Here is a 26,746-nt window from a genome sequence, read left to right on the forward strand (position 1 = left end):
ACTTGTTGCGTCAAAAATGGAGAGAATATCATGGATAAGGCCTTTCCTTCAGGCCTAGCTGTCGGCATCTTCGATCATCTGGACGAGGACGGCCCCGATATCGCCCGACAGTACGAAGATCGCCTGATGTTAGCGGAGGCGTGCGATCACCTTGGATTCTATGCATATCATCTCGCAGAGCACCATTGTACCCCACATGGGAGAGGTCCCTCACCGAATCTGTTCTTGTCGAGCGTAGCCCAACGAACCCGGCGCCTTCGTGTCGGCCCGTTGGTAATGCTGCTTGCCCTCTATCATCCGCTACGTGCGTTCGAAGAGATCTGTATGCTGGACCAATTGAGCGGTGGCAGGCTCGAACTTGGGATAGGGCGCGGCTCGCTCCCGATCGAATTGGGTTACTTCGGGATTGGCTCGGACGCGGCGCCAAACCACTATGCGGAAGCCAGCGAAATTCTTATCAATGCGCTGAAGGGCGGCACGCTATCGTATCAAGGTCGCCATTTTGAGTTGAACAGCGTTCCGCTGACGCTAAGAACTCATCAGCGTCCACATCCGCCGACTTGGATCGCCACCAATCGACCGGAATCGGCAGGCTGGGCCGCTGCGAATGGCATGAACATCGCGTGCGTGGGACCTTCCTCTTCCGTTCGAAGAATCACTGATGCCTTCCGCGCCGGTCGAGAGCACACCAGTGAGGCGGACGACCAAGCGCCATTTCTTGGATTGCTCCGAATGGTCGTGATTGGGCGTTCTGAAACAGATGCACGTTCACTCGCCGCACCTGCTTACGAACGGTGGCTCAAGAGCTTTAAATTCCTTTATGATCTCAATGGTATGCCGACTCCACCAAACCTGCCGCTGACCTTCGATGCAGCAATCGAGAAGGAATTGTGCGTAGTAGGAACGGCAGCATCTGCGGGACAAGCTCTTCTTGATCAGCTGGAAGCGGCAGGTGCAAACTACCTCCTTTGTCAACCGGCGTTTGGGAATCTGTCGTTAGATGCTTCCCTATATACCGCAACGGCGATTCAATCCGTAATTATGGCTCGAGTTGGCTTACCCCGGTTCGAACGTTCGCTCACCCAACAACGTGCCAAGCGGCATGCGGTCGCTAGCGACGACTAGGTGCGGGTTTCGGATGACCCATCAACCTGTTGGCACAGAGGCATGCGGCTCCTCCTCAAAGCGGCGTGTTGTTCATGGGCGAAAGCGACCGTGTATGCCGCATTTTCACCCCTCGGATAGGGCCTTCATGTCCTAGGAGTAGACCCACGATCGCCTGCCAGACTTGATCGGAGCGTTGGATACGTTCGGCCCGATCAGCTTGTCGGCCCGATGTCCTTCGATCCGGCAAGCGCATCGAAAACATGTTGCTTGGCTTGGCGCACGCTCGCTTCCAGCGACGCTCCAAGAGCAAGCGAGGCGGCGACTGCGCTGGCCATCATGCAACCCGTTCCGCGCATCCCACGCGGCAAGCGGGGCGCCTCGAACCGAACTGCAGGTTGGTTCGGCTGCAAAAGCACGTCGACGCAACGGGTTCCTTGTGCATGGCCGCCCTTGACGAGTACGGCGGTCCTCACCGTCCTCGATAGCTCTTCAGCCTGACGACAAGCCCCTTCTTCGTCCGCGGCCGGTGACGAGCCGGTAAACGCAGCCAGCTCGACCAGGTTAGGCGTTACAAGCCGGCAGATCGGCATCAGATCGTGGCGCAGCATATTAATGGCATCGTCCGCCAGCAGATTGCGTCCCGAGGTAGAGGCCAGGACCGGGTCGAGTACCACAGGCACTTGGCGGTTGACCAAAACAGCGCCGACTGCCTCAACAGCCGCCGATGTCCCAATCATGCCTATCTTGACGGCCGCGACAGCGTTGGCAGCGAACGCGGCGCGCATCTGAGCGGCGACAAGCTCCGACGGCACAAGCTTGACGTGCTCGACAGCCGAGTGCGTCTGGACTGTCACGGCGGTGATGGCAAGACAACTGCGCAGCCCGAAGGCGGAAACCGTTTCTATATCGCGGGCAATTCCAGCTCCACCGCTGGAGTCCGACCCACCAACGACAAGCACATGCGGTTCTCGCCTCAGCGCCATCGCTCCGTCTTTTCGATCCATTCTCGTGTGCGCGCTTCGGGGTCGTCGTTCAGCGTGATGTCGGTCACCACCGCCGCGCTGTCCGCACCAGCCTCAAAAGCGCCGTCGAGGCGGTCAGGGTTGAGACCGCCAATCGCGACCAGGGGAATCGCCGCGACCCGGCACTTCCACTCGCTGATCCGTTCGAGCCCTTGCGGCGCCCATTTCATCTTCTTCAGGATGGTTGGATAGATGGGACCGAGCGCGATATAGTCGGGCTCGGCAAACATGGCCGTCTCCAGTTCGACATGATCATGCGTGCTCAGCCCGAGCCTGACGCCGGCTGCCCGAATCCGCGCGCGGTCGGCGGTCTGCAAATCCTCCTGGCCGAGATGGACGAAGTCGCAGCCTTCCTCGATTGCCAGGCGCCAATGGTCGTTGACGATGAGCTGGCTTTGGTGCTCGGCGCACAAGGCCTTTGCCTTCCGGATTTCGGCGCGCAGTCGGTCCTCGCCCATGTCCTTGATGCGAAGCTGAACCAGCTTGACGCCGAGTGGTGCCAACCGCCCAATCCAGGCGGCGCTGTCGACGATCAGGTAGAAGGGATCGAGCTTCATGAAAAAACTGCCCTGCCGATCATCGGTGTCGATGGCACGGCGACGTCGCGCGGTTCGAGCATTCCCGAACTGAAAGCCTCACGACCGGCGTCGACCGCCTTACCGAAAGCACGCGCCATGCCAACCGGATCGGCCGCCTTGGCGACCGCTGTGTTCAGGAGCACGGCGTCAAAGCCGAGTTCCATGACGGTGGCCGCGTGCGACGGCCGTCCGAGCCCCGCATCCACGATCAGCGGGACGTCAGGGAAATGTCCGCGCATAGAACGCAGCGCCGTGATGTTGATCGGCCCCAGCGCCGAACCGATCGGTGCGCACCACGGCATCAAGACCTTGCAGCCCACCTCCAGCAGCCGCTCGGCGACGACAAGGTCATCGGTGGTATAGGGGAATACATCAAAACCGTCCTCGCACAGGATGCGGGCGGCTTCGACAAGGCCGAACACGTCTGGTTGCAGCGTGTCGTGGTTGCCGATCACTTCGAGCTTGATCCAGTTCGTACCGAAGACCTCACGCGCCATTTTCGCGGTCGTGACCGCTTCCTTGGCGGAGTGACAGCCGGCAGTGTTGGGCAGGATTCTGACACCCAGCGACCGGATCAACGACCAGAATTTTTCGCCGGCCCTGCCGCCTGCCATCTCACGGCGCAACGAGACCGTCACCACCGACGTGCCCGACGCCTTGACTGCCTCGGCAAGGATGGCCGGCGAAGGATATTGAGCGGTGCCGAGAAGCAGACGCGACGGAAGCTCGGTTCCATAAAGCTCGAACATGGTCTAACCTCCCTGCATGGGTGAGAGGATTTCGATCCGGTCGCCTTCGCTCAACTGGAATTCCGCCCGCTTGGCTTTGTGCACGAGGTCGCTGTTGACGGCAGTGGCGAGCCAATCGCCCTCATAGTCGAGCGCGGTAAGCAGCTCCGCCAGCGTGGTGGCGGCAACCTCATGCGCTTCGCCGTTGACCATCAGTTTCATGAGTACGTTCCTTGGTTCCGTCTTGATTGAAAACCAGGTCGGCAGCCTGGCGCGCCATGGCGGGGGCGAGGAGAAAACCGTGGCGATAGAGCCCATTGATCGCGACGGTGTCTCCGCTCGTTTCGACGCGGGGCAGGTTGTCGGGAAAGGCCGGACGAACGCCGACACCGGTTTCAACGATCTCGGCCTCGCCAAAGGCCGGATGGAGGGCATAGGCGGCACCCAGCAGCTCCATCATGGAACGCGCCGTGACCGGCCCGGCGGACTGGCTTTCAATCATCGTCGCGCCGATCATGAAACGGTGGTTGGTGCGCGGCACCATGTAGAGCGGAAAGCGCGGATGAAGCAGCCGGACCGGGCGCGACAGCGAAATGTCAGGCGTGCGCAGGATCAGCATCTCGCCGCGAACGCCGCGCAGCCTGTCGTCGACCGCCGCCATCCCCGTGCAGTCGATCTGGCGATCGAAACCGGAAACCTGCCGGGCGTCGGCGCCGAAGTGGAATTCGCCCCCCATGGCTGTGAGCTTTTCATGGAGTGCCGCCATCGCCTGGCGCGGGTCGAGATGAGCCTCATCGGGAAACAGCAATCCTCGCCGGAAGCGACCGGCAAGGTCGGGCTCCAGCAGCGCGATTTCGTCTTCGTCGACACGCCGATGGCCTGACGTGCGGCTGGCGAAGCGGTCGAGCTCGCCCGCATCGCGCGGCGCGGCCACGACCAGTGTTCCGGCCCGCGTCACCTGGCCGGGCGTCGCCGCATCCCACCAGTCGGCGGCATCGCGTCCGAGATCCAGCACCGGCTGCTCGGCGCTTTCACGCTCGCACCATGGCGCCAGCATGCCGCCGGCGAACCACGATGCATTGCCGCCAAGGGTCTGTCGAATCTCGGCGACTGTGACCGTCGCGCCGCGGGCGGCGAGTTCGAAGGCGGCGGTGAGGCCGGCGACGCCGGCCCCTTTGACCAACACCTTCATGATGGTTTCGGCGCCTCTGGCATGAGCGCTACGCCGGTCTCGTCAGCCGGCATGTAGAGATCGCCACCCTCACGGTATTTCGCCGCCATCGCCGCCATGCCCTCCTTTTGTGCTTCGGCGCGAATGTCGTGGGAGATGCGCATGGAGCAGAATTTCGGCCCGCACATCGAGCAGAAATGTGCCACCTTGTGCGCCTCCTTGGGCAAGGTCTGGTCGTGGAAGGACCGCGCCGTTTCGGGATCGAGCGACAGGTTGAACTGGTCCTCCCAGCGGAACTCGAAGCGCGCGCGGGAAAGGGCATCATCCCTGACTTTCGCCGCCGGATGGCCCTTCGCCAGATCGGCGGCATGGGCGGCGATCTTGTAGGTGATCACGCCAATCTTGACGTCGTTGCGATCGGGAAGGCCGAGATGCTCCTTGGGCGTGACGTAGCAGAGCATGGCGGTGCCGAACCAGCCGATCATGGCGGCGCCGATACCTGAGGTGATGTGGTCATAGCCCGGCGCGATGTCGGTCGTCAGCGGTCCAAGCGTGTAGAAGGGCGCCTCGCCGCAGACGGCGAGCTGCTTGTCCATGTTTTCCTTGATCTTGTGCATCGGCACGTGGCCGGGGCCCTCGATCATCACCTGACAATCCTTGGCCCAGGCGATCTTCGTCAGCTCGCCGAGCGTTTCCAGCTCGGCGAATTGCGCCGCGTCGTTGGCGTCGGCTATCGAGCCGGGGCGAAGGCCGTCGCCGAGCGAGAAGGACACGTCATAGGCGCGGCAGATGTCGCAGATCTCCGCGAAATGCTCGTAGAGGAAGCTTTCGCGGTGATGGTGCAGGCACCATTTGGCCATGATCGAACCACCTCGGGAGACTATGCCGGTGACCCGGTTAACTGTCAGCGGGATGTAGTGCAGCCGCACGCCGGCGTGGATGGTGAAATAGTCCACGCCCTGTTCGGCCTGCTCGATCAGCGTGTCGCGGTAGACCTCCCAGGTCAGGTCCTCGGCAATGCCGTTGACCTTTTCGAGCGCCTGATAGAGCGGCACCGTGCCGATCGGCACCGGTGCATTGCGCACGATCCATTCGCGGATGTTGTGGATGTTGCGGCCAGTCGACAGGTCCATCACCGTGTCGGCGCCCCAGCGGATCGCCCACACCATTTTCTCGACCTCCTCGGCCATCGAGGAAGTGACCGCCGAGTTGCCGATATTGGCGTTGATCTTGACCAGGAAATTGCGACCGATGATCATCGGCTCGCTCTCGGGATGATTGATGTTGGCAGGAATGATCGCCCGCCCGCGCGCCACCTCGTCGCGCACGAATTCCGGCGTGACGAAGTCTGGGATCGCCGCGCCGAAGGCTTCCCCGTCACGCTCAAGCTTGCCGCGCAGGATCTCGCGGCCGAGGTTCTCGCGGATGGCGACGAACTCCATTTCGGGCGTGATGATGCCGGCGCGCGCATAGGCAAGCTGGGTCACCGCCTTGCCTGCCTTGGCCCTGAGCGGCCGGTTGCGAATGGGGAATTCCGGCGTCAGGCGCTCGCCGGTGGCGAACCCATTGTCTTCCGGCCGGACATGGCGGCCGTCATAGGCTTCGACATCGCCGCGCGCCGTGACCCATTCGTGGCGAAGCCGGACAAGTCCCTTTTCGATGCTGGTTTCGACAGTCGGGTCTGTATAGGGGCCGGATGGATCGTAGACGATGACGGCCGGCTCGCCGGCCGTCGGATGGACGGAAATTTCGCGCATCGGAACCCTGATCTGCGGGTGGATGGCACCGGGCTTGTGGATCTTTCGTGAGGCGGGCAGCGGTCCCGTCGACACGGCGGGTGTGAGGGCATTCATCTTGAGGCTCCTTTGCTCATGCATTGGAGACCCAGTTCTGTGCCGGAAGGATGAAAAGACGCTTTTGTCGACCTGCCGAAACAGGACCTCGGGTGTAAACTCCCGCAAAGCGCTTGCACCGTCCCTACGCCAGTATGAACTGGATCAGGTTCAACGGGTCACTGCGCCGCGAAAGCCAGCAGTATCTCAGCCCCTTGCCGGGACTCCCCTGGTGAATGCGTCGAATTGAATGGGCCGGCGCTATTTTGTCAAGCGCATTCGTCCCGCAGCGGTGATCGACGACCAAACAAACCCAGCGGAAAAGGATGCTAGCATCGAGAGCAAGTGACGTCCCAGAGCAGCGGTGAAGCGCCCCCAATAAGGCGAGGCCTCATGCGGATTCGGTGCCTTTTCCAGCACGGTATTTTCGGGGCTTTCCGGAACGACGCTGCTGCCACCCAGTTGGGTGAGATTGTTATAGATGTCTGTCTTGCTCGTCGTCGGCAATCCTTCCGCTTCGGCTAGACGCCCCGTTTGTTCCCCCAGAGCAGAACATGAAGCTGCGGCAGTACACGCGCCTCGAACCACCTGTCACGGGTCACCTTTTCAACCAGCCATTCCATGCGCCTCATCACACCGGCCATGTCGATGAACGCGTCTTCGTCGCCGGGACGCGGCGGCGTGTGATTGCCGGGCTGCAGATAGACGGGTAATTGCGGGTAGCGCGCCGCGGCGTCTTTGGCATAGGCATAGTCATCATCGTCGAAGACAACGAGCTTGAGCGCCATCTGCGGCTTATCCTGCGCCGCCTCTAAGCAGGCGTCGAACGCGGCCCAATCTGTCGTCATTTCGCTTGAGGGCGGCTTGGGGCTTAGTACCAGCACGTCGAGATCCGCGAACCATTGCTTAGACACCGAGCCTTGGGTTTCCAATGCAAAACGGTAGCCCTCACCATGCCCGCGGTCGATCAACTGGCCAAGCGGCTGGATGGCCGGATTGCCGCCCGACAGCGATACCATCACGGGCTGACCGCCGGAAAGCGCAATGACCTTTTGCCAAACCGCGTCGGGAGACATCATCTCCCAATCATGGCGGAAGCGACGGTCCACCGCATGCAGGCTGTCGCACCAGGAACAGCGATAATCGCACCCGCCGGTTCTTACGAACACCGTCGGCAAGCCGATCAGCACGCCTTCGCCCTGAATGGTCGGCCCAAAAATCTCGCTCACCCGGATTCCGGGATGCAACGCGCAAGTCATGGTCGGTATTCCGCCCAGGTTTTCGGCGTCTCGCTCACCCGCACGGCGGAGGTTTCGGGTAGCCGCATCTTGCACCAGTGGTAGAAGTGCCTGGCCAGACATTCCGCTGTGGCATGGTCATGCCCCAGCACGTCGTTAAGATGCCGATGGTCGAACGTCCCATCGATGTAGTGCTTGAACGCCGCCAGATCTTGGTAGTCGCGCACAAAGCCGTGTTCGTCCAGTTCGCCACCTGAAAGCTCCACGACGACGACGTAGTTGTGGCCGTGCAGGCGTGCGCACTGATGATCGGATGGCAAGGAGGTGAGCTGATGCGAGGCCGAGAAGTGGAACTCTTTGGTAATGCGGAACATCACGCGCTCGTTGTCTGGATAGCGTGGAGCCAGAAGTCTGCATCCTCATAATCTGTCGGGTCGGTGATGCCGGCCAGATCGAATGCTTCGCGCCGTTCGACGCATGTCCCGCAGCGACCGCAATGACGTGCACCGCCCTTGTAGCAGGACCACGTCGCCTCGAACGGTGTGGCGTACTTTGCCCCCTCGCTGACGATGTCGGCCTTCGACATATTCACATACGGAGCGTACAGGCGGATATCGGCGTAGCCTGCGAGGGCATGGTTCTGCATCGTCTGAAAGGCGTCGATAAAAGCGGGCCGGCAATCTGGATAGATGAAATGATCTCCGCCGTGGACGGCAGTGGCCACCGCATCGGCCTGCTGCGCGGCGGCAACCCCGAAGGCGATGGCCAGCATGATGGCGTTCCTATTCGGCACCACCGTGATCCTCATGGAGTCTTCGGCATAGTGCCCGTCGGGCACGTCCACGTTATCAGTCAGCGCCGAGCCGCTCAGGTTCCGGCCGACATCGCGGATATCGACGATCTGGTGCGGAACACCCAGCCGCTTGGCGCACATAGCGGCAAAGCCGAGTTCCTTTTTGTGCCTCTGGCCGTAATCGAACGAAAGCAGGCCAATGAGTTTCTGCTCGGTCGCCACCTTGTGAGCGAGCGAAACAGAGTCCAATCCGCCGGAGCAGATGACGAGGGCATTCATGGTTTGAATCCTTGTTTTGACCGGGTAAGGCTGCGACCGGAGATTTCTCTGCGTTCCCACTACTCCACGGAGCCGGTTTTGTGAATGGGGTGCACGCGATTGAGCCCACGTACCTTGTTGTCAGCGTCCCCAGGATGACTTTGCACGCGACTTGTCGCGTATCTTCGACCGCTGGGGTGCTGACGCCGGCACTGCGTATATAGGCGTATAGACGATGCAGAAATCACTGCCGTGGCCCAGCAGCATTCCCGACACACCTTCGGCTTGTCCGGTTTGCCCCAGAACATGACGTCCCGAGTTTCGGCGACAACGCAAGGGTCGACCGGCAGTCCAGTCAAAGGCTTCTGCCTCGTGCTTTGCCGTTTTCTGGTCTGCGCATAGATCGCCTCGAGCCGCCGCGCCTCGTCATTGGTCAGAGCTGGGAATTCCTTTCCGAGGGCGCGGCTCGATAGGGGCCACCATTCTGGTTAAGAAAACGGAAGAGCAGATCGATCAGCCGCTCGGGCATGTCGATAAAGGCATTCACCTATTGCCGGAATTGATCGTAGCGCTGCAGAAAAGCTGTTTCGCCAGGAAGGTACCGTTCGATCGTCCGCCGAGCGCAGGCATAAAGAAATTCGGCGTGCGGGGTTGCATCGAAGTATCGGTAGAAATCCCCGGTGTCATTCAGCACCCGGACGTTGAATTGCGGCGTCGGTTCCCATTCGACCAATGGCAGAAGGCGCTTCGAATTGCTCTCCAGCACGCGCCTGTATTCGTCGATCTGGTCCAGGATCGCGGCCGAGACGGGAAACACCACTCCCGGCGATTGAAGCGGTGCATGGCAAGGACGTGGTGGATCAGGTAGCGGTGAATGCGGCCGTTTCCGTCCTCGAACGGGTGGATGTAGACAAAGCCGAAGGCGAAGATTGCGGCGGCGACGTCTGCATATAGGTTTTGCGCTGGGCCTTGATCGAACGCAATTCCAGAAACAACTTTCTGAAGGCGTCGCAAGGCAAGACATTGTCGGCGCTGATCGTCGCCCAACTGATCCGAGCATCGGTTCCTGCTTGGGTCCAGCGCCCTAGGCGACGCCATGGTCGGCGAGCGCTCTGGCTGACCTTAATCCATTACCCAAGAATCACAGGGTTCCATTGCGCTGATCGAGACGGCCTTCTAGCCCTATCCATGCCATGGATGCATTCCATCCAAACAACCAAGTTTACGGACCTGTCATGATGCTGCATAGGCAGGCACCGATCGATCACCCCACTGCCTTGATCATTAGATGAGCGCGCCAAAAGATTCCAATAGATGGAGAACTGTGGATGCCCCTGTGCCAGTGGATGCCCTGCTGTTCGGCGGAACTCTGAGAGGTCCTTACGCCACACCGTGTTGTAGAGACTGCATACCTGAACAGCAGGTGGCTGAGAACGATGGCGCTTGCAATAGAAAGTACTAGCCATTGCAACATTACCCCACCCTGCCTGTCCACTAGCAAAGCGAAATCATGAAATTCGGGTCAAGCGGCGTTCGAGGTTTGGCTTCGGAATTGGTCGGAAAGGCCAGCGGACTTTATACCGAAGCTTTCGCTTGGCGTTTGATTTCCAGCCGGGTTCAGCCGAATAGTTCGGTCTTCATAGGCCGTGACCTACGTGACAGCAGTCAGGCGATAGCCAACAATTGCATGGCGGCGTTGGCCGCAAATGGTTTCCAGCCGATCGATTGCGGCACGATACCTACGCCTGCCCTGGCACTATTTGCATGCAAACACGGCGCGGCGGCTCTTATGGTGACCGGGTCACACATTCCAGCCGATCGCAATGGCATCAAATTCTATGGCCCGAATGGTGAAATCAGCAAGGCGGATGAGGCCGCGATTACGCGCTTTGTAGCCGAAAGATCAATTGCGTATTGCTTACCAACGGCTTGTCTGGGAACGACGTGGCCTATGCACCGTGAAGAAGCGATCGCCTCTTATCGAGAGCGCGCCCATGACATGCTGGAGCCGGGCTCACTTTCCGGCATGAGACTTGGTGTCTATCAGCACAGTTCGGTCGCGGCGGAACTGTTGGTACAGGTTCTTCGATCGCTCGGTGCCAGCGTGGTCGCCGTCGGGAAAACCGGGACCTTTGTACCTGTCGATACCGAAGCCGTGGACGCAGCAACAATCGCAAAATTGAAGAACTGGGTCCGCGAATTCGGTCTCGATGCCATCGTGTCGACCGATGCGGACGCTGATCGGCCACTCATCGCTGATGAAAATGGCGATCTTCTTCGCGGCGACCTGGTTGGGCTTGCAACGGCTCTTTTCCTGAAGGCAGACACGATCGTGACGCCAGTGACCTCCAATTCGGGAATTTCGAAGGCCTTGGGTTTCGCGGTCCAGAGGACGAAAGTCGGGTCTCCATTTGTCATTGAAGCAATGGAAGCATTACACGGCGCCGGCGGCGTCATCGTCGGCTTTGAGGCCAATGGTGGTGTTCTGCTGGGCTCGGATTGTGTCGTGAATGGGAAGACATTGACTGCACTGCCGACGCGGGACTCATTCCTCCCGATTTTGGCCGTGCTCAGTACCATGGCGTCGACAAAAAAGAAGCTGTCGCGACTGCGCGGGCTTTGGAATCTTCCTGTGTGCGCCAGTGACCGGCTTCAGAACTTCCCCGCGGAAAGTTCGCGCAGATTGATGGATCATCTCGCAAGCCGGAACGCACTGCAGCACTTTCTTGCCTCGTTCGGGACCGTCGCCGAAATTGACGAAACCGATGGCCTCAGGGCGCGGATGCTTTCAGGTGAGATCATACATCTGCGGCCTTCCGGCAATGCCCCGGAACTGCGCTGCTACTCGGAAGCTTCGACCGAGAGCAGGGCCATGGCGATCGTCGCCTCGACGCTGCAAGGGGCACATGCGTTCGCGCTTACAGACGAGATAGAGGACCTTTGATGAAAGTGGTTCCGGTCATCATCAGCGGTGGAGCTGGTTCGCGGCTCTGGCCCGCCTCAAGGCAATCGCACCCCAAACCTTTTCTCAAGGTGGCGGATGGACTTTCGCTCATCCAGCACACCGTGTTGCGCGCCGCTTCGATGCAGCATGTCGTGGAGCTTGTTACCGTGACGTCCACGGGGCACCTCTTCCTTACGAAAGACGTTTTCGACGAGCTGGATTCCGTTGTTTTGCCACGCACCTTTCTGCTTGAGCCTGAGGGTCGGGATACCGCCGCCGCCGTCGCTGCGGCAACCGTCCATGCCAAGGCAACACAGGGTCCCGATGCTGTTCTGTGTGTTTTTCCCGCCGACCATATGATTGGTGATCTGCCCGCATTTCAAACCGCCATGAACCGGGCAATCGAACAGGCGCTGCAGGGGCGTATCGCAACCTTGGGGATAACCCCGGATAGGCCAGACACCGCATTCGGCTACATCGAGGCCGACGGTGAGAAAGTTGTCCGGTTCGTCGAGAAACCGAACGCCGAGACTGCCAAATCTTATGTCGCGTCCAAACGTTTCTTCTGGAACGCCGGCATCTTCTGCTTCAAGGCGCAGGTCATGCTCGACGAAATGGCTGCGCATTGCCCGCAGGTGATCGATGCCGTTCTCGATAGCTATGATAATGCTCGCGTCAGCCACGGCGAACATGTTGCCAGCGTCGAACTCTCATCTGAGCACTTCGCCATGGCGCCGCGTATTTCACTCGACCATGCGGTGATGGAAAAAACCCACAATCTCGCTGTCGTTCCCTGCGAAATGGGGTGGAACGACATTGGATCTTGGAACGCAATGGCCGAACTGGTCGCCGCTGACGGGAGCGGCAACAGGATTCGCGGCGATGTCCATGTGGTCGACACCGTGGGCAGTTACATAAGCTCGGACAAACGCGTCATCGGCACCGTCGGCATCAGCGACCTGGTGATCGTGGATTCCCCCGATGCATTGCTGGTTGCATCCCGCGATCGCGTCCAGGACGTCAAGAAACTCTTCGAGGGACTCAAGGCTGCGGGACATGAAGCGCACTTGCTTCACAGTACCGTGCACCGGCCCTGGGGCACCTACACGGTTCTGGAGGAAAGCGAGCGCTTCAAGATCAAGCGCATCGAGGTGAAGCCGGGCGGACGCTTGAGCCTGCAGATGCACCATCACCGCTCCGAGCACTGGGTCGTGGTCAGCGGCACTGCGAAAATAGTCAACGGCGACCAGGAGCTACTCCTGACCACTAATCAATCCACCTATATCCCTTGCGGCCACAAACACCGGCTCGAAAACCCCGGCAATATCGGACTGGTGATGATCGAGGTCCAAAGCGGCGAGTATCTCGGCGAAGATGACATCGTGCGGCTTGAGGACGTATACGGTCGAACGTGACAGTCCAACGTCACATGCCCTACGGTGGCTGGCAGACCGAACCTGCGTCGGCATGTGGGCTGTCAGGCGACCGGCGGCTAGGCAAGGCGAGGCAAACCAGAACAGGTTTTATGAGTATGGCTAGTGAGCGATGTCGAAACGACAGGCTGGCCGAATTGTTGAGACGGCAGTTTTCCGGCGAGATTGTCAGACGACACTTGCGCATCCGATGTAACGGCATGCGCTGCTACAGCCGCTCGAGTAGCGGAAGGTGATCGGCAATATCAGTCGATCAGATGCGCGATAAGGTTCGTTGCCATGTACGGCAGGCGCGACATGAGCGGCCTGGCACTCTGACGGGGGTAGGCCAGCATGCGCCGGGCCTGACTGGCGGGGGCTCGCAAGAGAAACGCGGCACCGGCTGACGAAGATAATACGCTCCTGCGCGCCGGTGACGGACCGGGGCCATTAGGCGTAGGCGCATCGCTATCGCCATGCCACGTGGACAATCCTATTCGGGCTGGGCAGATGGACGGTAATTCCAGCTTTCGACGGCGTTGACTTCGTCGATGCAGACCGGCCCCGATGCACCGCAGTCCTCGCATTTCATCACAACGCGCGCCTCGTCCGTTTCATATGGCCTAACCTCGCAGCTTGTGCAGAACGGGCAAGGGATCGCTTTCATCGTGACGAATCTTCCTGATGGCCTCGGGTGGTTCCGCCGAAATCTTTCGCCTAAGCGCTCGACTTCGCAAGCGCTGATCGTTGTGCCGTAGTTCGGCGCCACCATCGGGTAGGGATATTTTGTCCACATGCCCTCGTACCATCAACGCGGCTAGCCGGTTCTCTCTATCCACAGATCTGGCCTCTCGTGCGGGCCAAGGTTACATCCGTGTCGCCCAGCATGAGGCCGATCTCCCGCAGAGCGAATCGATTCCGTAGAAATAAGAATTCTGCCACCGCCCCGCCGCCGTAAGGGTATTGATATACCCTTGGGATTTTGATCCGACCTGGCAGGCGGCGGGTAATCTTCAGAGGCCGACGTCAGGCAGCGTTCGGGATACCCGAGATTTCATCGAAGATACTCTCAGCCAAGCCAAGCGCCCGAGCGATCCGATCGCGATAGCCCTTGTCGAAACAATGGCCAGATTCGATCAGCCCGACCTCCTCGACTGTCAGACCGCTGGTCACGGCAATGTCCTCGGTCGAATAGCCAAGATGTTCCCGATATGCCTGAATTACGGGTTTTCCGTTTGAGATTGCGGTAAGCACTGCCTCGGGCAGCGCGAAAGGCGTTGCGGTCATTTTGCCTCCAAATGCAGAGAACGGCCATTCGATGACTCGAAACAAGCGGCGGCCGATGTTGAAATGGGATGCCGAAACGGCCCGAGCCGGCGGCATCCAAAAATGCGATCACTCTCGAACGTGTGAGAGGCGCTACGTTAATATGGCGGCCGCCGCCGTTTAGATCAAGAACCTTGGCTCGCTTTACGAGGATTGCTCCAGTGGCCACAATTCGACGACACAGTGCGCAGCGCCGTCATCACGCTCACATCGATGATTGCGCGGCCGCTTTAACGCGCCGTCGGCTTGCGGCGCGATTGAGGAGCCGCGATCTGGCGGTCGGGCACTAGGCGCACCAGCTCGCGGACCAGCGTCAAAGTATCTGCGGGGACTGTCTAGCGATGCTTGCCGGCGGCGTTCATCTTGAGCTTTAATACCGTGTGGTCCCCTCCCGCCCATGCAGGAGGCCGGGTGCCCATCGGACAAGACGCTGAGGGACCAACATCTCTCTGTTTCAGCCCGACTGTTGGCTGTCAGATCCGCGACACCGGAGTAGGGCTGCGCTTTGCTGCGAATTCCTTCAACCTATTGAATGATGACCAGAAAATCCCCGGAGGTTCCTTCTGCTCAGTTGGCACGACTTTTGATGCTTCTCGAGAGGCGACAGGAGATACCGACTGGCGTTCATCGTGGGTGATATCGCGCAATGCAACGAAGGAAGACAATATGTCAGGTCCGCGTCAGAATCGATTTTATTCAAAGAGGATTGCCGCCTTTAGCGCAAGGCGTTCACGAACCGCATATCAACAATGGCTTCCGTGCAAAACGCAGGGAGATCACTTGTGAAAATCCTATTCACTACGGTGGCTGTCGCGTTGCCGGCCATCGCTTTTGCTGCGCAAACGATCCCCGTATACCTCAGAGAAACAGCACGGGCCACCTTCAAGCCTCTACCATCCATCACGCCGACAGTCGCCAACAACCCGATCACACCGGAGAAGATAGCCCTAGGCAAGGCAATGTTCTTCGATCCACGCGTCTCGGCGTCAGGCGTCTTGTCGTGCAATTCGTGCCACAACTTGGCCACCGGGGGCGACGACAATCAAGAAAGCTCGATCGGCCATGGTTGGCAGAAGGGACCGCGCAACGCGCCGACGGTACTGAACGCTGTCTTCAACATAGCGCAGTTCTGGGATGGTCGTGCTGAAGACCTGAAGGTTCAGGCCAAGGCACCGATCCAAGCCGTTGTCGAAATGGCCAACACACCAGGTCAACTCATCGCCACGCTCAAGTCGATGCCGCAATATGTCGAGTGGTTCAATTCAGCTTTCCCGGGCGAAGCCGATCGCGTCACCTTCGAAAACGTCGCCAAGGCAATCGAAGCCTTTGAGGCGACACTGGTCACACCGGCGCCCTTCGATGCCTTCCTCAACGGCGATGACGCCGCTATGACTTCCGAACAGAAACAGGGCCTGACGCTTTTCATGGACAAAGGCTGCTCGTCCTGCCACGGCGGTATCAACGTGGGTGGGGAGGGCTATTCCCCATTCGGCCTCGTTGAAAAGCCCAACCCCGATGTCCTGCCGGAAAACGACAAAGGCCGATTTGCCGTGACCCATGAAGCCGACGATTCCTATGTTTTCCGCGTGGCGCCGTTGCGCAACGTAGCACTCACCGCGCCATACTTTCATTCGGGCAAGGTTTGGGATCTGAAACAGGCCGTCGCCATTATGGGGACCACCCAGCTCGGCCAAGAATTGACGGAAAAAGAAGTCGACCTGCTCGTTGCCTTCCTTAATTCGCTGACCGGAAAAGTACCGGAGGTCGCCTATCCCGTCTTACCCGCCGAAACGCCGACAACGCCTCGACCTGTATTGCATATCCTCCCGCAATGATTGGCCGGAGCTGGCTAGCGAAGGTCGCAATCACGAATGATTGCGACCTTCACTGGGACGAGACGATCATGACTTCCGGCGAGGCCTATCCAACTGGAAAGCTAGGGGGACTTTCATTTCCGAATTCAATTGAAACGCTAAATGAAAACCTGACCCGTCGACGCCCACTTGCGTCACGACAGCATGACCCGCCTTGCCGGCCACGTCGATCAGACGCTCCGACTAGCCGACTGTGTCGTGATGTGTCGTTACATGTACCCCCTACCCCCGCTTTAGATCCGCTGACAAGCTCGCAACCACCTGATCGAGCCATCGCGGACAATATTCCGCGAGCCGCTGGCGTGCGCCCAGCAGAAACCGGATGCCTTCAGATCCACCCCTTCAAAACGTGCTCGATGGCGTTGCGACGCGCGAGCCGCTGTTCCAGCTCTGCAAACGCATCGATATGAAAACAAAGCTGCGGCCAGCCAGCGACGTGGCCCGAGCATTTGTCAATGCACACCGCAAGTGCCGCTTGCTCTCGGGCTATCTCATCCATATAGCTCGGCGCAACAGAGGAAGCGCCAGTTGTTCATTTATCGTCAGCCGCGACCTCCTGTGCAATTCGTTCTAACAAGGAAGAAACTATGAGGCGGCAGACCCGACCGTTCACTGTGGAGGTCAAACAAAAGCGCAATTATCAAAAACGGGGCCATTCCATCTGGAGCGATGTCGATCTCTCCGCGGCTATAGCCGACACAACAAGGGAGCTCAAAGATATGGATCTGCCAAATCGTCGGCTGATTGACTCTAATGTCATAGCCCTTGATGCTGAACACGCCCACAAACCGCGAGCGGAGTATCTCATGGCAAATCCCCTAGAAGCTGAATCAGTAGAAGCTGCAACCGAACACGCTCCCAAAGGAAGGACGCCGGAAACGAAGAAGAAAACCCAACCTTCGCGGAAGGCCAAGACTGATCCTGGTCGCAAGAATGGCGCCAATGCGGCGTCCCCGGCGGAAGCAACAGCAACAGCAGCGGCCGTGCGGAGCGCCCGGAAGGTCTACTCCGGAAAAGAGCGCGCCCAAATGCTCGCTCAGGTCGAGACGTCGATCAGCGGCGGCACCACTCTCAAGAGCGCCGTAAAGCAGGCGGGTATATCGGAACAGACCTATTATCACTGGAAGAAGGCCGCGGCGCCTAGATCCGATGGCGACGATCTGAAGGACCTGGTCGCCCTCGAGAAAGAAAACAAGCGATTGAAGAGCCTGCTCGCGGAACGCCTACGCACAGAGAACGCGGAACTGAAGAGGAAGCTAGGACTGCAATAAGGCTTAAGATGCCGCCATTCGACCAGACGGTAGAACTGTGATCGAAGGCTCGCCGGCTGTCGGATGGACGGAGATTTTGCGCACCAGCACCCTGATCTGTCGCGGCCGAGACAGGACAAACCACTCCCGGCGGATTGAAGCGGCACATGGCAAGCACGTGTCAATCAGGGATCGGTGAACGCGGCCGAAGGCAAGGATGACAGCATCAAGGTTTTACGCTGGGCCTTGATCGAAGGCCACCATTCCATCGATGGCCGCGGCGGATTATCAGGGCGAAGTCAATGGGACGCGGATGCTGTGGGATTATAGCCCACCCATGCACAGGTACTTCATTTCGAGATAATCCTCGAGGCCGTGGCGCGACCCCTCACGACCGATCCCTGATTGCTTCATTCCGCCAAAGGGTGCGGCCTCGGATGACATGCGTCCCGTATTGATGCCGACCATTCCGTATTCGAGGGCTTCAGCCACGCGCCACACGCGCTTTAGATTGGAAGCGTAGAAGTAGGCTGCAAGACCGTAAATCGTGTCATTCGCCTCGCGCACCACCTGGTCGGGATCGTTGAAGCGGATTATGGGAGCCAGCGGTCCGAAGGTTTCTTCCTGAGCGACCCGCATTGACCTTTCGACGTCGGTGATCACCGTGGGCTCGAAGAAGGTTCCCGATTCGCCGATACGGTTGCCACCGCAACGGATCTTCCCACCCTGCCGCACAGCATCGCGAATATGATCTTCAATCTTTGCAAGCGCGCACTTATCGATCAGGGGACCGATCGCAACTTCTGGCTCGAAACCGTCACCGACGCGCAATGCACTGACGCGCTTGGTGAATTTGTCGCAGAATTCATTATACACGCTGGACTGTACGTAAAGCCGATTGGCTGAAACGCAGGTCTGGCCTGCATTCCGAAACTTTGCCTGTAGCGCACCATCGACGGCAGCGTCGACGTCTGCATCATCAAAAACAATGAAAGGAGCGTTACCACCAAGTTCGAAGCTGGTTCTTTTGATCTGATCCGAACACTCCCGCATGAGCAGCCGCCCGACCTCGGTCGACCCAGTGAAGCTGATCTTGCGGACCTTCGGGTTCGAGCAAAGTTCACGCCCAACCGCATCGCCTTCCGATGCGTAGATCAAGTTTAGAACGCCATCGGGAAAACCTGCCATCCGGGCAAGCGTGAACATAGCACCCGCGACAAGCGGTGTTTGCTCCGCGGGTTTCAGAACAATCGCGCAGCCGGCAGCAAGCGCAGGCGAAATCTTGCGAGCCACCATCGAGGCGGGAAAATTCCAAGGAGTAATGGCGCCGACAACACCGATCGGCTGTTTGATTACCAGCATACGCCTGTCGTTAGAAGGCGGCGAAATCGTCTCGCCATAGATGCGATTGGCCTCCTCGGCATACCATTGGAGGTAGGCTGCGGCATGGGCGATTTCAGACTTCGCCTCTGCAAGCGGCTTACCCATTTCAGCCGTCAAAATGGCTGCAAGATCCTCGCTGTGGTCGAGGATCAGTTGGTGCCATTCCCATAAGATGTCGGAGCGCTCGCGCGCGGTGAGCGCCGCCCAATGTTCCTGCGCAGCTTCAGCCTTATCGATTGCCTTGGAAACGTCCCGGACATCCATATCTGGAAGCTCAGCCAACAGCTCGCCCGTTGAGGGATTGAACACCGAAAAACGCCTCGTGGATTGCTCCGCCTTCCGACCAGGCACACCGGCCAGATCGTCAAATAGCTCGGGATTTTTGAGACGTCTCGTCAGCGACTGTGTCACGGTCAAACCGTCGTCCCCCTTCATGGTTAAGTTACTAGCTTCGCAACGTACTAATAAGCACAACTTGTGCCAGATGATCGGACGAGATCGTTCCGGCCCTCGGTCATTGCAAGCGCAGCTTCCCGACTGATTAGCCCATAGCAATGACAGCCTCAATCACGAGTCGCGCTAAGGCTTTCGCTCCATAACAGGCAAGCGCGGATAGAGCTCGTGAAGAGCTGGCATAGGCGGAGTCGATCATCGAAATCGCCGACGTTGGCAACAGCACTGCGGTATCATTCTTTGAGCGGCTTCCACGGCCGCTCATACCAGGCATATCGAAAACCTACCGCCATGGTCGAACGTGCCATCGATGTAGTGGCTTAAGCGCTGCTAAGTCTTGATAGTCGCGCACAAAGCCATGTTTGTTCAGTACGCCACCCGAAAGCTCCACTGCGACGATGTAGTGTGGCCGTGTAGGCGCGCGCACGATAATATCACGCGAGCCCAAACCTTTTCCGACCGGCTCCGTCCCAAAAAAAGGGGGCGGCGTCGGTGCCGCCCTCTCGGTATCCGAAAGCTGATAGAGGCTAGATTAGAAATCCATGCCGCCCATGCCGCCCATGCCGCCGCCGCCCATGCCGCCAGGCATGCCGCCGCCGCCAGCCGACTCCTTCTTCGGAGCCTCCGCGATCATGGCTTCGGTGGTGACCAGCAGGCCGGCGACCGAGGCCGCGTCCTGGAGAGCCGTGCGCACGACCTTGACCGGATCGACGATGCCCATGGCGATCATGTCGCCATATTCGCCGGTCTGGGCGTTGAAACCGAAGGTCGCGCCCTTGTTCTCAAGGATCTTGCCGGCAACGATCGAGGCTTCCGCGCCGGCGTTGGCCGCGATCTGGCGGGCCGGAGCCTGCAGCGCACGACGCACGATGCTGATGCCAGCGGTCTGGTCGGAGTTTGCGCCGACAGCGTTGATGCTCAGCGAAGCGCGCAGCAGGGCAACGCCGCCGCCGGGAACGATGCCTTCTTCGACGGCTGCGCGTGTCGCGTTCAGCGCATCGTCAACGCGGTCCTTCTTTTCCTTGACTTCGACTTCCGTCGCGCCGCCGACGCGGATCACCGCAACGCCGCCCGCGAGCTTGGCGAGACGCTCCTGCAGCTTCTCCTTGTCGTAGTCCGAGGTGGTCTCCTCGATCTGCTGCTTGATCTGGGCGACGCGGCCCTGGATCTCTTCCTTCTTGCCGGCACCGTCTACGATGGTGGTGTTCTCCTTGGAGATCGACACCTTCTTGGCGCGGCCGAGCATGTCAAGGCCGACGTTCTCGAGCTTGATGCCGAGGTCTTCCGAGATGACCTGGCCACCGGTGAGGATGGCGATGTCTTCCAGCATGGCCTTGCGGCGATCACCGAAGCCCGGCGCCTTGACGGCGGCGATCTTCAGACCGCCACGCAGCTTGTTGACGACCAGCGTGGCCAGGGCCTCGCCTTCGACGTCTTCCGAGATGATGAGCAGCGGCTTCGAGGTCTGCACGACGGCTTCGAGAACCGGCAGCATCGCCTGCAGGTTGGAGAGCTTCTTCTCGTGCAGCAGGATGTAGGCGTCCTCGAGATCGGCAACCATCTTGTCGGCGTTGGTGACGAAGTAGGGCGAGAGATAGCCGCGGTCGAACTGCATGCCTTCGACGACTTCGAGTTCCGTCTCGGCGGTCTTGGCTTCCTCAACCGTGATGACGCCTTCGTTGCCGACCTTCTGCATCGCTTCCGCGATCATCTTGCCGACCGACTCGTCGCCATTGCCGGCGATTGTGCCGACCTGGGCAACCTCTTCCGAGGTCTTGATCTTCGTGGCGTTCTTGATCAGCGTCGAGACGACGTCGCTAACCGCGAGGTCGATGCCGCGCTTCAGGTCCATCGGGTTCATGCCGGCGGCAACAGCCTTGTGGCCTTCCTGGACGATCGACTGCGCCAGAACGGTTGCGGTCGTGGTGCCGTCACCGGCGATGTCGTTGGTCTTCGAAGCAACTTCGCGGACCATCTGTGCGCCCATGTTTTCGAACTTGTCTTCAAGCTCGATTTCCTTGGCGACGGTGACGCCGTCCTTGGTGATGCGCGGGGCGCCGAACGACTTGTCGATAACGACGTTGCGGCCCTTGGGGCCGAGCGTCACCTTCACCGCGTCGGCGAGGATGTTGACACCGCGCAGCATGCGCTCGCGGGCGTCACGGGAGAATTTTACGTCTTTGGCAGCCATTTTGTACTCCTGGGCATTTCGCCCGAAATTCAGATTGGATGGTACGGATGAAAGGCAGCGGCGTGTTAGCCGATGATGCCCATGATGTCGGCTTCCTTCATGATCAGAAGGTCTTCGCCATTGAGCTTGACTTCGGTGCCCGACCACTTGCCGAACAGGATGCGGTCGCCGGCCTTGACGTCCAGCGGAACGAGCTTGCCGGCTTCGTCGCGGGCGCCGGAACCGACGGCGATGATCTCGCCTTCCTGCGGCTTTTCCTTTGCCGTGTCGGGTATGATGATCCCGCCGGCGGTCTTGGATTCGGATTCGACTCGGCGAACGACCACGCGGTCATGAAGCGGCCGCAAATTCGACTGTGCCATTTTTACTATCCCTGGTGCGCAGGTTGAAAGGTTCTCCGTTGCCGGAGGGTGGTTAGCACTCGCTATTGGGGAGTGCTAAGATGATCGTGAGATAGGCTGTAGGTTCGTACTTAGTCAAGACGGGCGGGGGGACGGACCGGAGGGCAAAAGATGTGGAATCGGCGCGGAAGCCGGACCCCCATTTACGGCGCAATCCCACTGCCTACGCGCGTTTCGGCCGTAAGCTTTGGGCCGACTTTTGTGTCTTATTTGGAATGTGAAATTATGTGAAATTAACGGCCGAGCAGTCGGCCGGAATCGACGGCCAGCCGAACAGTCTTGAGCCTTTTGCAATTCATCCCTAACCTCGGGTTGCATCGCCAAAAGGAGCGCTCATCGCTTCGGAGAACGTGCGGAACTTCCGGTCCTTGAGGTTGCGTAGTCGCGGCGCGAAGCGTTTGCCGATCAGGGCAAACAGCCCGAAGACGTGATCGCTCGCGCCGCCCGTATCGGTGAAGTGTTCCTGGATGTCGAGGATCGTGTCCTGGTCGAACAGCCCATCGAGCACATAGGCTGCCTCGCTTTCGGTCGGGCTGATCGGCAGGATGCTGAAGTAGCCGTACTGATCTGACAGATGGCTATAGAACTTCGAGCCCGGCTCGCTGCCATAGTGCAGATTGACGTCGCCGCGCTTCGCCGCTCGGTCGCTCGCGCGAAAGAACTGCCCATCGGATGACGCGGTCGTTCCATTGCCCCAAAATCGAGAATGTGGATGCCGGGTGTGCGCATCGGTGATGCATGCTTGCGCCGCGCGATAGGTCTCCGACCGGGCATGGAAGGTTCTCATCCAGCCGATCTGGTGAGCGCTAGTAGCGCGCGGTGGACACGGCAGCGCAGCCTGATGCTGGGTCGACTGGTATGCTTGATCGCTTGTGGCGACACCGTAACCGACGCTCACCTTTCCAATTCGGAGATCATGGTTAGAGCTGCCGATTGGCTGCCACCGCTGACGGCTGGTGAGCGGTCTTAAGCGAGCAGGGTCATTTACGTATGGGGCTTCGAGTGATGCCACACACGGTGCCTGCAAAAAGGGCAAATCCGACTGCTGAAAACCGCCGCAGTGCAAGGCTTGACGGCCTTCTTTCCTATACCCGTCCACGCGACCCAAGCTTTTCCCACAACGAATCAATCGTGGACCGAGGAAGGTGCAGCCGAAAAACATCGGACAAGACTCGCTGCAGTTCGCTCTTCGTTTTGAGGGTTTCTGTTTCCTCAATTTGGTTCCGAATCAAGCTGAAATCCTTGTTGAACAAGTTCGCAGGCCCTTCGGCTGTCAGCACGCTCATCATGAGGCTGGATGGAAACGGCGAACGGTCCCAGCGAGCGCAGATGAAGTTGGCGCCCTCAAAATCTGAGGGCAAGGCGGTGGCTCGATCGAAACCATAAAGAGGGAACCATTCATTCCCGTTCTTGCGTTCAACGACGAGTTCTCCGCTGGCGGAGTCAGCTCGCAGGCGAAACACGTCACGGCCAGCTGTTTGCAGTTCCTCTGTATCGATCCGTAGCGGTGCAATCGGTGCTGGACCACCGAAGCCAGCGTCGGCGAGCCAGTCGACGCCCTCGATGGTTAAGATGAATGCCTGGTGTGTGCGTGGCCCACCCTCCGCAGCACCCATACGCACTCTGCAAAGGATGGGCTGGATCGTGAAACCGAGTGCTTCGAGCGCCAAGCCAAACAACTTGTTCAATTCGAAGCAATACCCCCCTCGCCGGGCATTGATCAGTTTGGCCCAGATCGAATTCTCAGTCAGATTGGGTATATCACCCAACAGCACATCGATGTTTTCAAAGGGAATCGCGCGCATTTGAGCCTGCTGAAGGGCAACAAGACCGTCGACCGTTGTCGGCACTCGAGCAAGGCCGATACGATTCAGATAGATCGCAATATTGAATGCCATGGGATGTCCTTAACACCTAGGATTCGTATTCGTTGAACGCCTGCCGAAAGCGCGATGACGTCCCAGGGTTCACGGAGCAGAGTAAGGTGGCCATCTCCCCCTATAGAAGTGAACATGCCGACCATTCCTCGTGTTCGCACTGAACCAAAGCGGCGTTTCGAGCGCTGCAAATACCCCTCGTGATCCGGAAACGCGGGCATTGCTCGTACAGGGCACTGAACATCACGGTGCTGCAAAAACGGGTACACAAAGGACTTCCGATCCACAGCGGATTGCAACAGTCGACCTTCTCAGGCCTCCGCTCATGGTGACTCGCTGTGGCTCACTACGATTGGTCGAGATAAGCGTCGAACGCGGCAGCAACGTAAGCGCGTAGGCGTCCCCACGTAGCGTGCAGGCGGTTGATCGCTCATTTTCAGCATGAATCATGCGGAGAATCCTATGAGCGACAGTATGAGCCATCATCGAACATTCGAGATTTTGACGGCGGAGCCTGTGCCGTCCCGACGCAAGCCGCGCCATCGGTCGGACGAAGAGAAGGCACGGCTTGTCGCCGAAGCGTTCTCGCCAGGGGGCAATGTCTCGGCGGTTGCGCGTTCCGAGGGGCTGGACCCCTCGCAGCTCTATGCGTGGCGCCGCAAGGCGCTTTCGTCGGGCATGGTTGCGCCACTGACGGAGGGAGCGAGCAAGCCGGCGAAGTTCACGCGCTTTGAAGCGGTGGGCAGCGACACGGTGGAAATCGTCATTGGCGACGCAGTGGTGCGCGCCGGCGGCGATGTCGATCCCGATCGCCTGGCGAGGATCATCCGCGCGGTTCGTAAGGCATGATCGCTTCCGGTGTGGTGGTTTACGTGTCGTGCCAGCCGGTCGACTTCCGCAAGGGCGCGGCATCTTTGATGGCGCTGGTCAGGGATGGCGGCCTGGACCCATTCTCGGGGGCACTTCACGTATTCCGTTCGAAGCGTGCGGACCGGGTTCGCATCGTGTGGTGGGACGGCAGCGGGGTTTGTCTTTATTCGAAGACTCTGGAAGATCACAGCTTCTGCTGGCCGGGGATATCGGCCGCGCGCATGCGTCTCGACCACGCCCAGTTGATGGCGCTTCTGGCCGGACTGGACTGGAAAAAGATTCGTCCGGCCAGGGTCAGGCGGCCGTTATCGACGGGCTGAAACCGGCCTGCGGCAAGATGAATCATGCGGCTGGAACGGTTGGGAAAGCGGCTGTTTTTGTGCTCTGTTGCTTGCCATGGTTCTACCGGGTCTTGCCCTTCCCGACGACGTTGATGCGCTGAAGGCGATGATCCTTTCCATGGCTCGCGAGCAGGCTGCAAGCGAGGCCCGGATCGCAGTCGCCGACGCTCGGATCGCAGCATCTGAGGCGGAGGTCGCCCGGCTGAAAGCTGTCGAGAAAAGCGCCAGCGAGCGGATCGCCAATCTCACGTCAATCCTGAAAGTTTTACAGCGCACGCAACATGGCACGCGTTCCGAGCGGCTACGCCTGGCCATCGACGACGAGCAGGCCTCCTTTGCCTTCGAAGAGGTCGAGACCGGCCTTTCGGAAATCCGGAGCGAACTCGACCGCGCGGTCGGGAACAAGCCGAAGCGCGCCCCGCGTCCGCGCAAGGGCTTTGCTGCCCACCTCGAACGCATCGAGGAGGTCGTCGAGCCGGAAATCCCGGCCGACTGCGAGGGGCTTGAAAAGGTTCTGATCGGCGAGGATCGATCCGAGCGGCTGGACGTCGTGCCGCCGAAGTTCCAGGTCATCGTCACGCGCCGTCCCAAATACGCCTTCCGGGGCCGTGACGGCGTGGTCCAGGCTCTGGCGCCGGCGCACATCATCGAAAGCGGGCTGCCGACGGAGCGGCTGCTCGCCTATATCGCCGTCTCCAAATACGCCGACGGCCTCCCGCTTTATCGGCAGGAGGCGATCTATCTGCGCGACGGCGTCGAGATCAGCCGGTCGTTGATGGCGCAGTGGATGGGGCATCTGGGCTTCGAGCTGCAGATGCTTGCTGATTACATACTGGAGCGCATCAAGGAGGGCGAAAGGGTCTTCGCCGACGAGACGACCTTGCCCACCCTTGCCCCTGGTTCCGGGAAAACCACGAAAGCCTGGTTGTGGGCCTACGCACGGGATGACCGACCCTATGGCGGAACCAGTCCGCCAATGGTTGCCTATCGTTTTGAAGACAGCAGAGGTGCGGATTGCGTGGCGCGCCACCTCGCCGGATTCAGCGGTATCCTGCAAGTGGATGGCTACTCGGCCTATACCAACCTGGTCAAGGCACGGGCCAAAGCCGGCAGCAATGAAACAATCCGGCTCGCCGGGTGCTGGGCTCACCTGCGGCGCAAATTCTACGACCTGCACATCAGCGGGGTCTCGCAGGCCGCGACGGATTCGATCATCGCCATGACCGAATTGTGGAAGGTCGAGGACGAGGTCCGCGGCAAGGATGCCGGAAGCCGCGCCGCGCTACGTCAGGAAAAGTCCGTGGCCATTGTCGCGAGCCTCTTCGATCTATGGGAAGCGGAACTGGGCAAGGTCTCCGGAAAATCCAAGACCGCCGAGGCGATCCGCTACGCGCTCACCCGGCGGGAGGCGCTGGAACGCTTTCTGATGGACGGTCGCATCGAAATCGACTCCAATATCGTCGAGCGTGCAATCAGGCCCCAGACGATCACGCGAAAGAATAGTCTATTCGCCGGCAGCCACGGCGGTGGACGAACCTGGGCGACGGTAGCCACCTTGCTGCAAACCTGCAAAATGAACAGCGTCGATCCGCTCGACTGGCTCTCGCAGACCTTGACCCGCATCGCTCAAGGCTGGCCGGCATCCGAAATCGAAATGCTCATGCCTTGGAACTTTAGGCCTGACGTTATCGGCTGAC

Annotated in this window: 23 protein-coding genes, 2 pseudogenes and 1 riboswitch; of the genes and pseudogenes, 8 read left to right on the forward strand and 17 right to left on the reverse strand. The window is 59.5% G+C overall.

Going from position 1 to position 26,746, the window contains the following annotated elements:
- Positions 1 to 30 precede the first annotated feature (30 nt).
- Positions 31 to 1,125: an LLM class flavin-dependent oxidoreductase gene (locus JG739_RS30510; RefSeq protein WP_244749643.1), complete on the forward strand. Its 1,095-nt coding sequence runs from the start codon at positions 31 to 33 to the stop codon at positions 1,123 to 1,125.
- Positions 1,126 to 1,319: 194 nt separating this feature from the next.
- Here JG739_RS30510 and JG739_RS30515 read toward each other — a convergent pair whose 3' ends face one another.
- The 11 genes and pseudogenes from JG739_RS30515 to JG739_RS36275 form a co-directional block, all read right to left on the reverse strand.
- Positions 1,320 to 2,090, reverse strand: a complete 771-nt coding sequence (locus JG739_RS30515) for a hydroxymethylpyrimidine/phosphomethylpyrimidine kinase (protein ID WP_202367705.1) — start codon at positions 2,088 to 2,090, stop codon at positions 1,320 to 1,322.
- Positions 2,081 to 2,686: a thiamine phosphate synthase gene (locus tag JG739_RS30520; RefSeq protein WP_202364595.1), complete on the reverse strand. Its 606-nt coding sequence runs from the start codon at positions 2,684 to 2,686 to the stop codon at positions 2,081 to 2,083. The genes JG739_RS30515 and JG739_RS30520 overlap by 10 nt, the downstream gene beginning before the upstream one ends.
- A complete protein-coding gene (locus JG739_RS30525; RefSeq protein WP_202364596.1) occupies positions 2,683 to 3,456 on the reverse strand; it encodes a thiazole synthase in 774 nt (257 codons plus the stop codon). Before JG739_RS30525 ends, JG739_RS30520 begins: the two co-directional genes overlap by 4 nt.
- Before the next feature lie 3 nt (positions 3,457 to 3,459).
- Complete coding sequence (gene thiS / locus JG739_RS30530) at positions 3,460 to 3,657, reverse strand: sulfur carrier protein ThiS (protein ID WP_202364597.1); 198 nt, start codon at positions 3,655 to 3,657, stop codon at positions 3,460 to 3,462.
- Positions 3,626 to 4,627: a glycine oxidase ThiO gene (gene thiO / locus JG739_RS30535; RefSeq protein WP_202364598.1), complete on the reverse strand. Its 1,002-nt coding sequence runs from the start codon at positions 4,625 to 4,627 to the stop codon at positions 3,626 to 3,628. Before thiO ends, thiS begins: the two co-directional genes overlap by 32 nt.
- Positions 4,624 to 6,459: a phosphomethylpyrimidine synthase ThiC gene (gene thiC / locus JG739_RS30540; RefSeq protein ID WP_202364599.1), complete on the reverse strand. Its 1,836-nt coding sequence runs from the start codon at positions 6,457 to 6,459 to the stop codon at positions 4,624 to 4,626. The genes thiO and thiC overlap by 4 nt, the downstream gene beginning before the upstream one ends.
- Before the next feature lie 103 nt (positions 6,460 to 6,562).
- Positions 6,563 to 6,679, reverse strand: a riboswitch (TPP riboswitch).
- Positions 6,680 to 6,959: 280 nt separating this feature from the next.
- A complete protein-coding gene (gene queE / locus JG739_RS30545; protein ID WP_136617730.1) occupies positions 6,960 to 7,697 on the reverse strand; it encodes a 7-carboxy-7-deazaguanine synthase QueE in 738 nt (245 codons plus the stop codon).
- Positions 7,694 to 8,050, reverse strand: a complete 357-nt coding sequence (gene queD / locus JG739_RS30550; RefSeq protein ID WP_202364600.1) for a 6-carboxytetrahydropterin synthase QueD — start codon at positions 8,048 to 8,050, stop codon at positions 7,694 to 7,696. Before queD ends, queE begins: the two co-directional genes overlap by 4 nt.
- Positions 8,050 to 8,748 (reverse strand): 7-cyano-7-deazaguanine synthase QueC, encoded by a 699-nt coding sequence (queC, locus tag JG739_RS30555; protein WP_172352507.1) that lies wholly within the window; start codon positions 8,746 to 8,748, stop codon positions 8,050 to 8,052. The genes queD and queC overlap by 1 nt, the downstream gene beginning before the upstream one ends.
- Positions 8,749 to 9,274: 526 nt before the next feature.
- A complete protein-coding gene (locus JG739_RS36270) occupies positions 9,275 to 9,544 on the reverse strand; it encodes a hypothetical protein (RefSeq protein WP_342216473.1) in 270 nt (89 codons plus the stop codon).
- 83 nt (positions 9,545 to 9,627) lie between these two features.
- Positions 9,628 to 9,825, reverse strand: a pseudogene (locus JG739_RS36275) (hypothetical protein); the annotation flags it as partial.
- A 412-nt stretch (positions 9,826 to 10,237) separates the two neighbouring features.
- Here JG739_RS36275 and JG739_RS30565 point away from each other — a divergent pair.
- Positions 10,238 to 11,671, forward strand: a complete 1,434-nt coding sequence (locus JG739_RS30565; RefSeq protein WP_202364601.1) for a phosphomannomutase — start codon at positions 10,238 to 10,240, stop codon at positions 11,669 to 11,671.
- Positions 11,671 to 13,086: a mannose-1-phosphate guanylyltransferase/mannose-6-phosphate isomerase gene (locus tag JG739_RS30570; protein ID WP_010913522.1), complete on the forward strand. Its 1,416-nt coding sequence runs from the start codon at positions 11,671 to 11,673 to the stop codon at positions 13,084 to 13,086. The genes JG739_RS30565 and JG739_RS30570 overlap by 1 nt, the downstream gene beginning before the upstream one ends.
- A gap of 1,023 nt (positions 13,087 to 14,109) precedes the next feature.
- On the opposite strand, the gene JG739_RS30580 is transcribed toward JG739_RS30570, so the two are convergent.
- On the reverse strand, positions 14,110 to 14,370 hold the full coding sequence (locus tag JG739_RS30580) for a transcriptional regulator (protein WP_006333988.1): 261 nt from the start codon (positions 14,368 to 14,370) through the stop codon (positions 14,110 to 14,112).
- A 788-nt stretch (positions 14,371 to 15,158) separates the two neighbouring features.
- Here JG739_RS30580 and JG739_RS30585 point away from each other — a divergent pair.
- Together JG739_RS30585 and JG739_RS30590 are read left to right on the forward strand one after the other, a co-directional pair.
- On the forward strand, positions 15,159 to 16,244 hold the full coding sequence (locus JG739_RS30585) for a cytochrome-c peroxidase (RefSeq protein WP_202364603.1): 1,086 nt from the start codon (positions 15,159 to 15,161) through the stop codon (positions 16,242 to 16,244).
- Positions 16,245 to 16,870: 626 nt separating this feature from the next.
- Complete coding sequence (locus tag JG739_RS30590) at positions 16,871 to 17,554, forward strand: transposase (protein ID WP_080511922.1); 684 nt, start codon at positions 16,871 to 16,873, stop codon at positions 17,552 to 17,554.
- Positions 17,555 to 17,857: 303 nt separating this feature from the next.
- Here JG739_RS30590 and JG739_RS30595 read toward each other — a convergent pair whose 3' ends face one another.
- From JG739_RS30595 to JG739_RS30620, 5 genes and pseudogenes are all read right to left on the reverse strand, one after another.
- Positions 17,858 to 19,351, reverse strand: a complete 1,494-nt coding sequence (locus tag JG739_RS30595) for an NAD-dependent succinate-semialdehyde dehydrogenase (RefSeq protein WP_202364604.1) — start codon at positions 19,349 to 19,351, stop codon at positions 17,858 to 17,860.
- Between the two features lie 550 nt (positions 19,352 to 19,901).
- Positions 19,902 to 21,560, reverse strand: a complete 1,659-nt coding sequence (groL, locus tag JG739_RS30605) for a chaperonin GroEL (protein ID WP_096453558.1) — start codon at positions 21,558 to 21,560, stop codon at positions 19,902 to 19,904.
- 65 nt (positions 21,561 to 21,625) lie between these two features.
- Positions 21,626 to 21,922 (reverse strand): co-chaperone GroES, encoded by a 297-nt coding sequence (groES, locus tag JG739_RS30610; protein WP_010913529.1) that lies wholly within the window; start codon positions 21,920 to 21,922, stop codon positions 21,626 to 21,628.
- Between the two features lie 364 nt (positions 21,923 to 22,286).
- Positions 22,287 to 22,778: pseudogene (locus JG739_RS30615) on the reverse strand (Tn3 family transposase); the annotation flags it as partial.
- A gap of 268 nt (positions 22,779 to 23,046) precedes the next feature.
- Positions 23,047 to 23,859: an arylamine N-acetyltransferase family protein gene (locus JG739_RS30620; RefSeq protein ID WP_010913531.1), complete on the reverse strand. Its 813-nt coding sequence runs from the start codon at positions 23,857 to 23,859 to the stop codon at positions 23,047 to 23,049.
- A 441-nt stretch (positions 23,860 to 24,300) separates the two neighbouring features.
- Here JG739_RS30620 and JG739_RS30625 point away from each other — a divergent pair, with 441 nt between their 5' ends.
- The 3 genes from JG739_RS30625 (at position 24,301) to tnpC (ending at position 26,745) form a co-directional block, all read left to right on the forward strand.
- Positions 24,301 to 24,687, forward strand: coding sequence for a transposase (locus tag JG739_RS30625; RefSeq protein ID WP_183445375.1), 387 nt, complete (start codon positions 24,301 to 24,303; stop codon positions 24,685 to 24,687).
- Positions 24,684 to 25,028, forward strand: coding sequence for an IS66 family insertion sequence element accessory protein TnpB (gene tnpB, locus JG739_RS30630; protein WP_183445374.1), 345 nt, complete (start codon positions 24,684 to 24,686; stop codon positions 25,026 to 25,028). The genes JG739_RS30625 and tnpB overlap by 4 nt, the downstream gene beginning before the upstream one ends.
- A 76-nt stretch (positions 25,029 to 25,104) precedes the next feature.
- Positions 25,105 to 26,745 (forward strand): IS66 family transposase, encoded by a 1,641-nt coding sequence (gene tnpC / locus JG739_RS30635; protein WP_183445373.1) that lies wholly within the window; start codon positions 25,105 to 25,107, stop codon positions 26,743 to 26,745.
- Position 26,746: the final 1 nt, after the last annotated feature.

The sequence above is a fragment of the Mesorhizobium sp. L-2-11 genome (assembly GCF_016756595.1).
GTDB lineage: Bacteria > Pseudomonadota > Alphaproteobacteria > Rhizobiales > Rhizobiaceae > Mesorhizobium.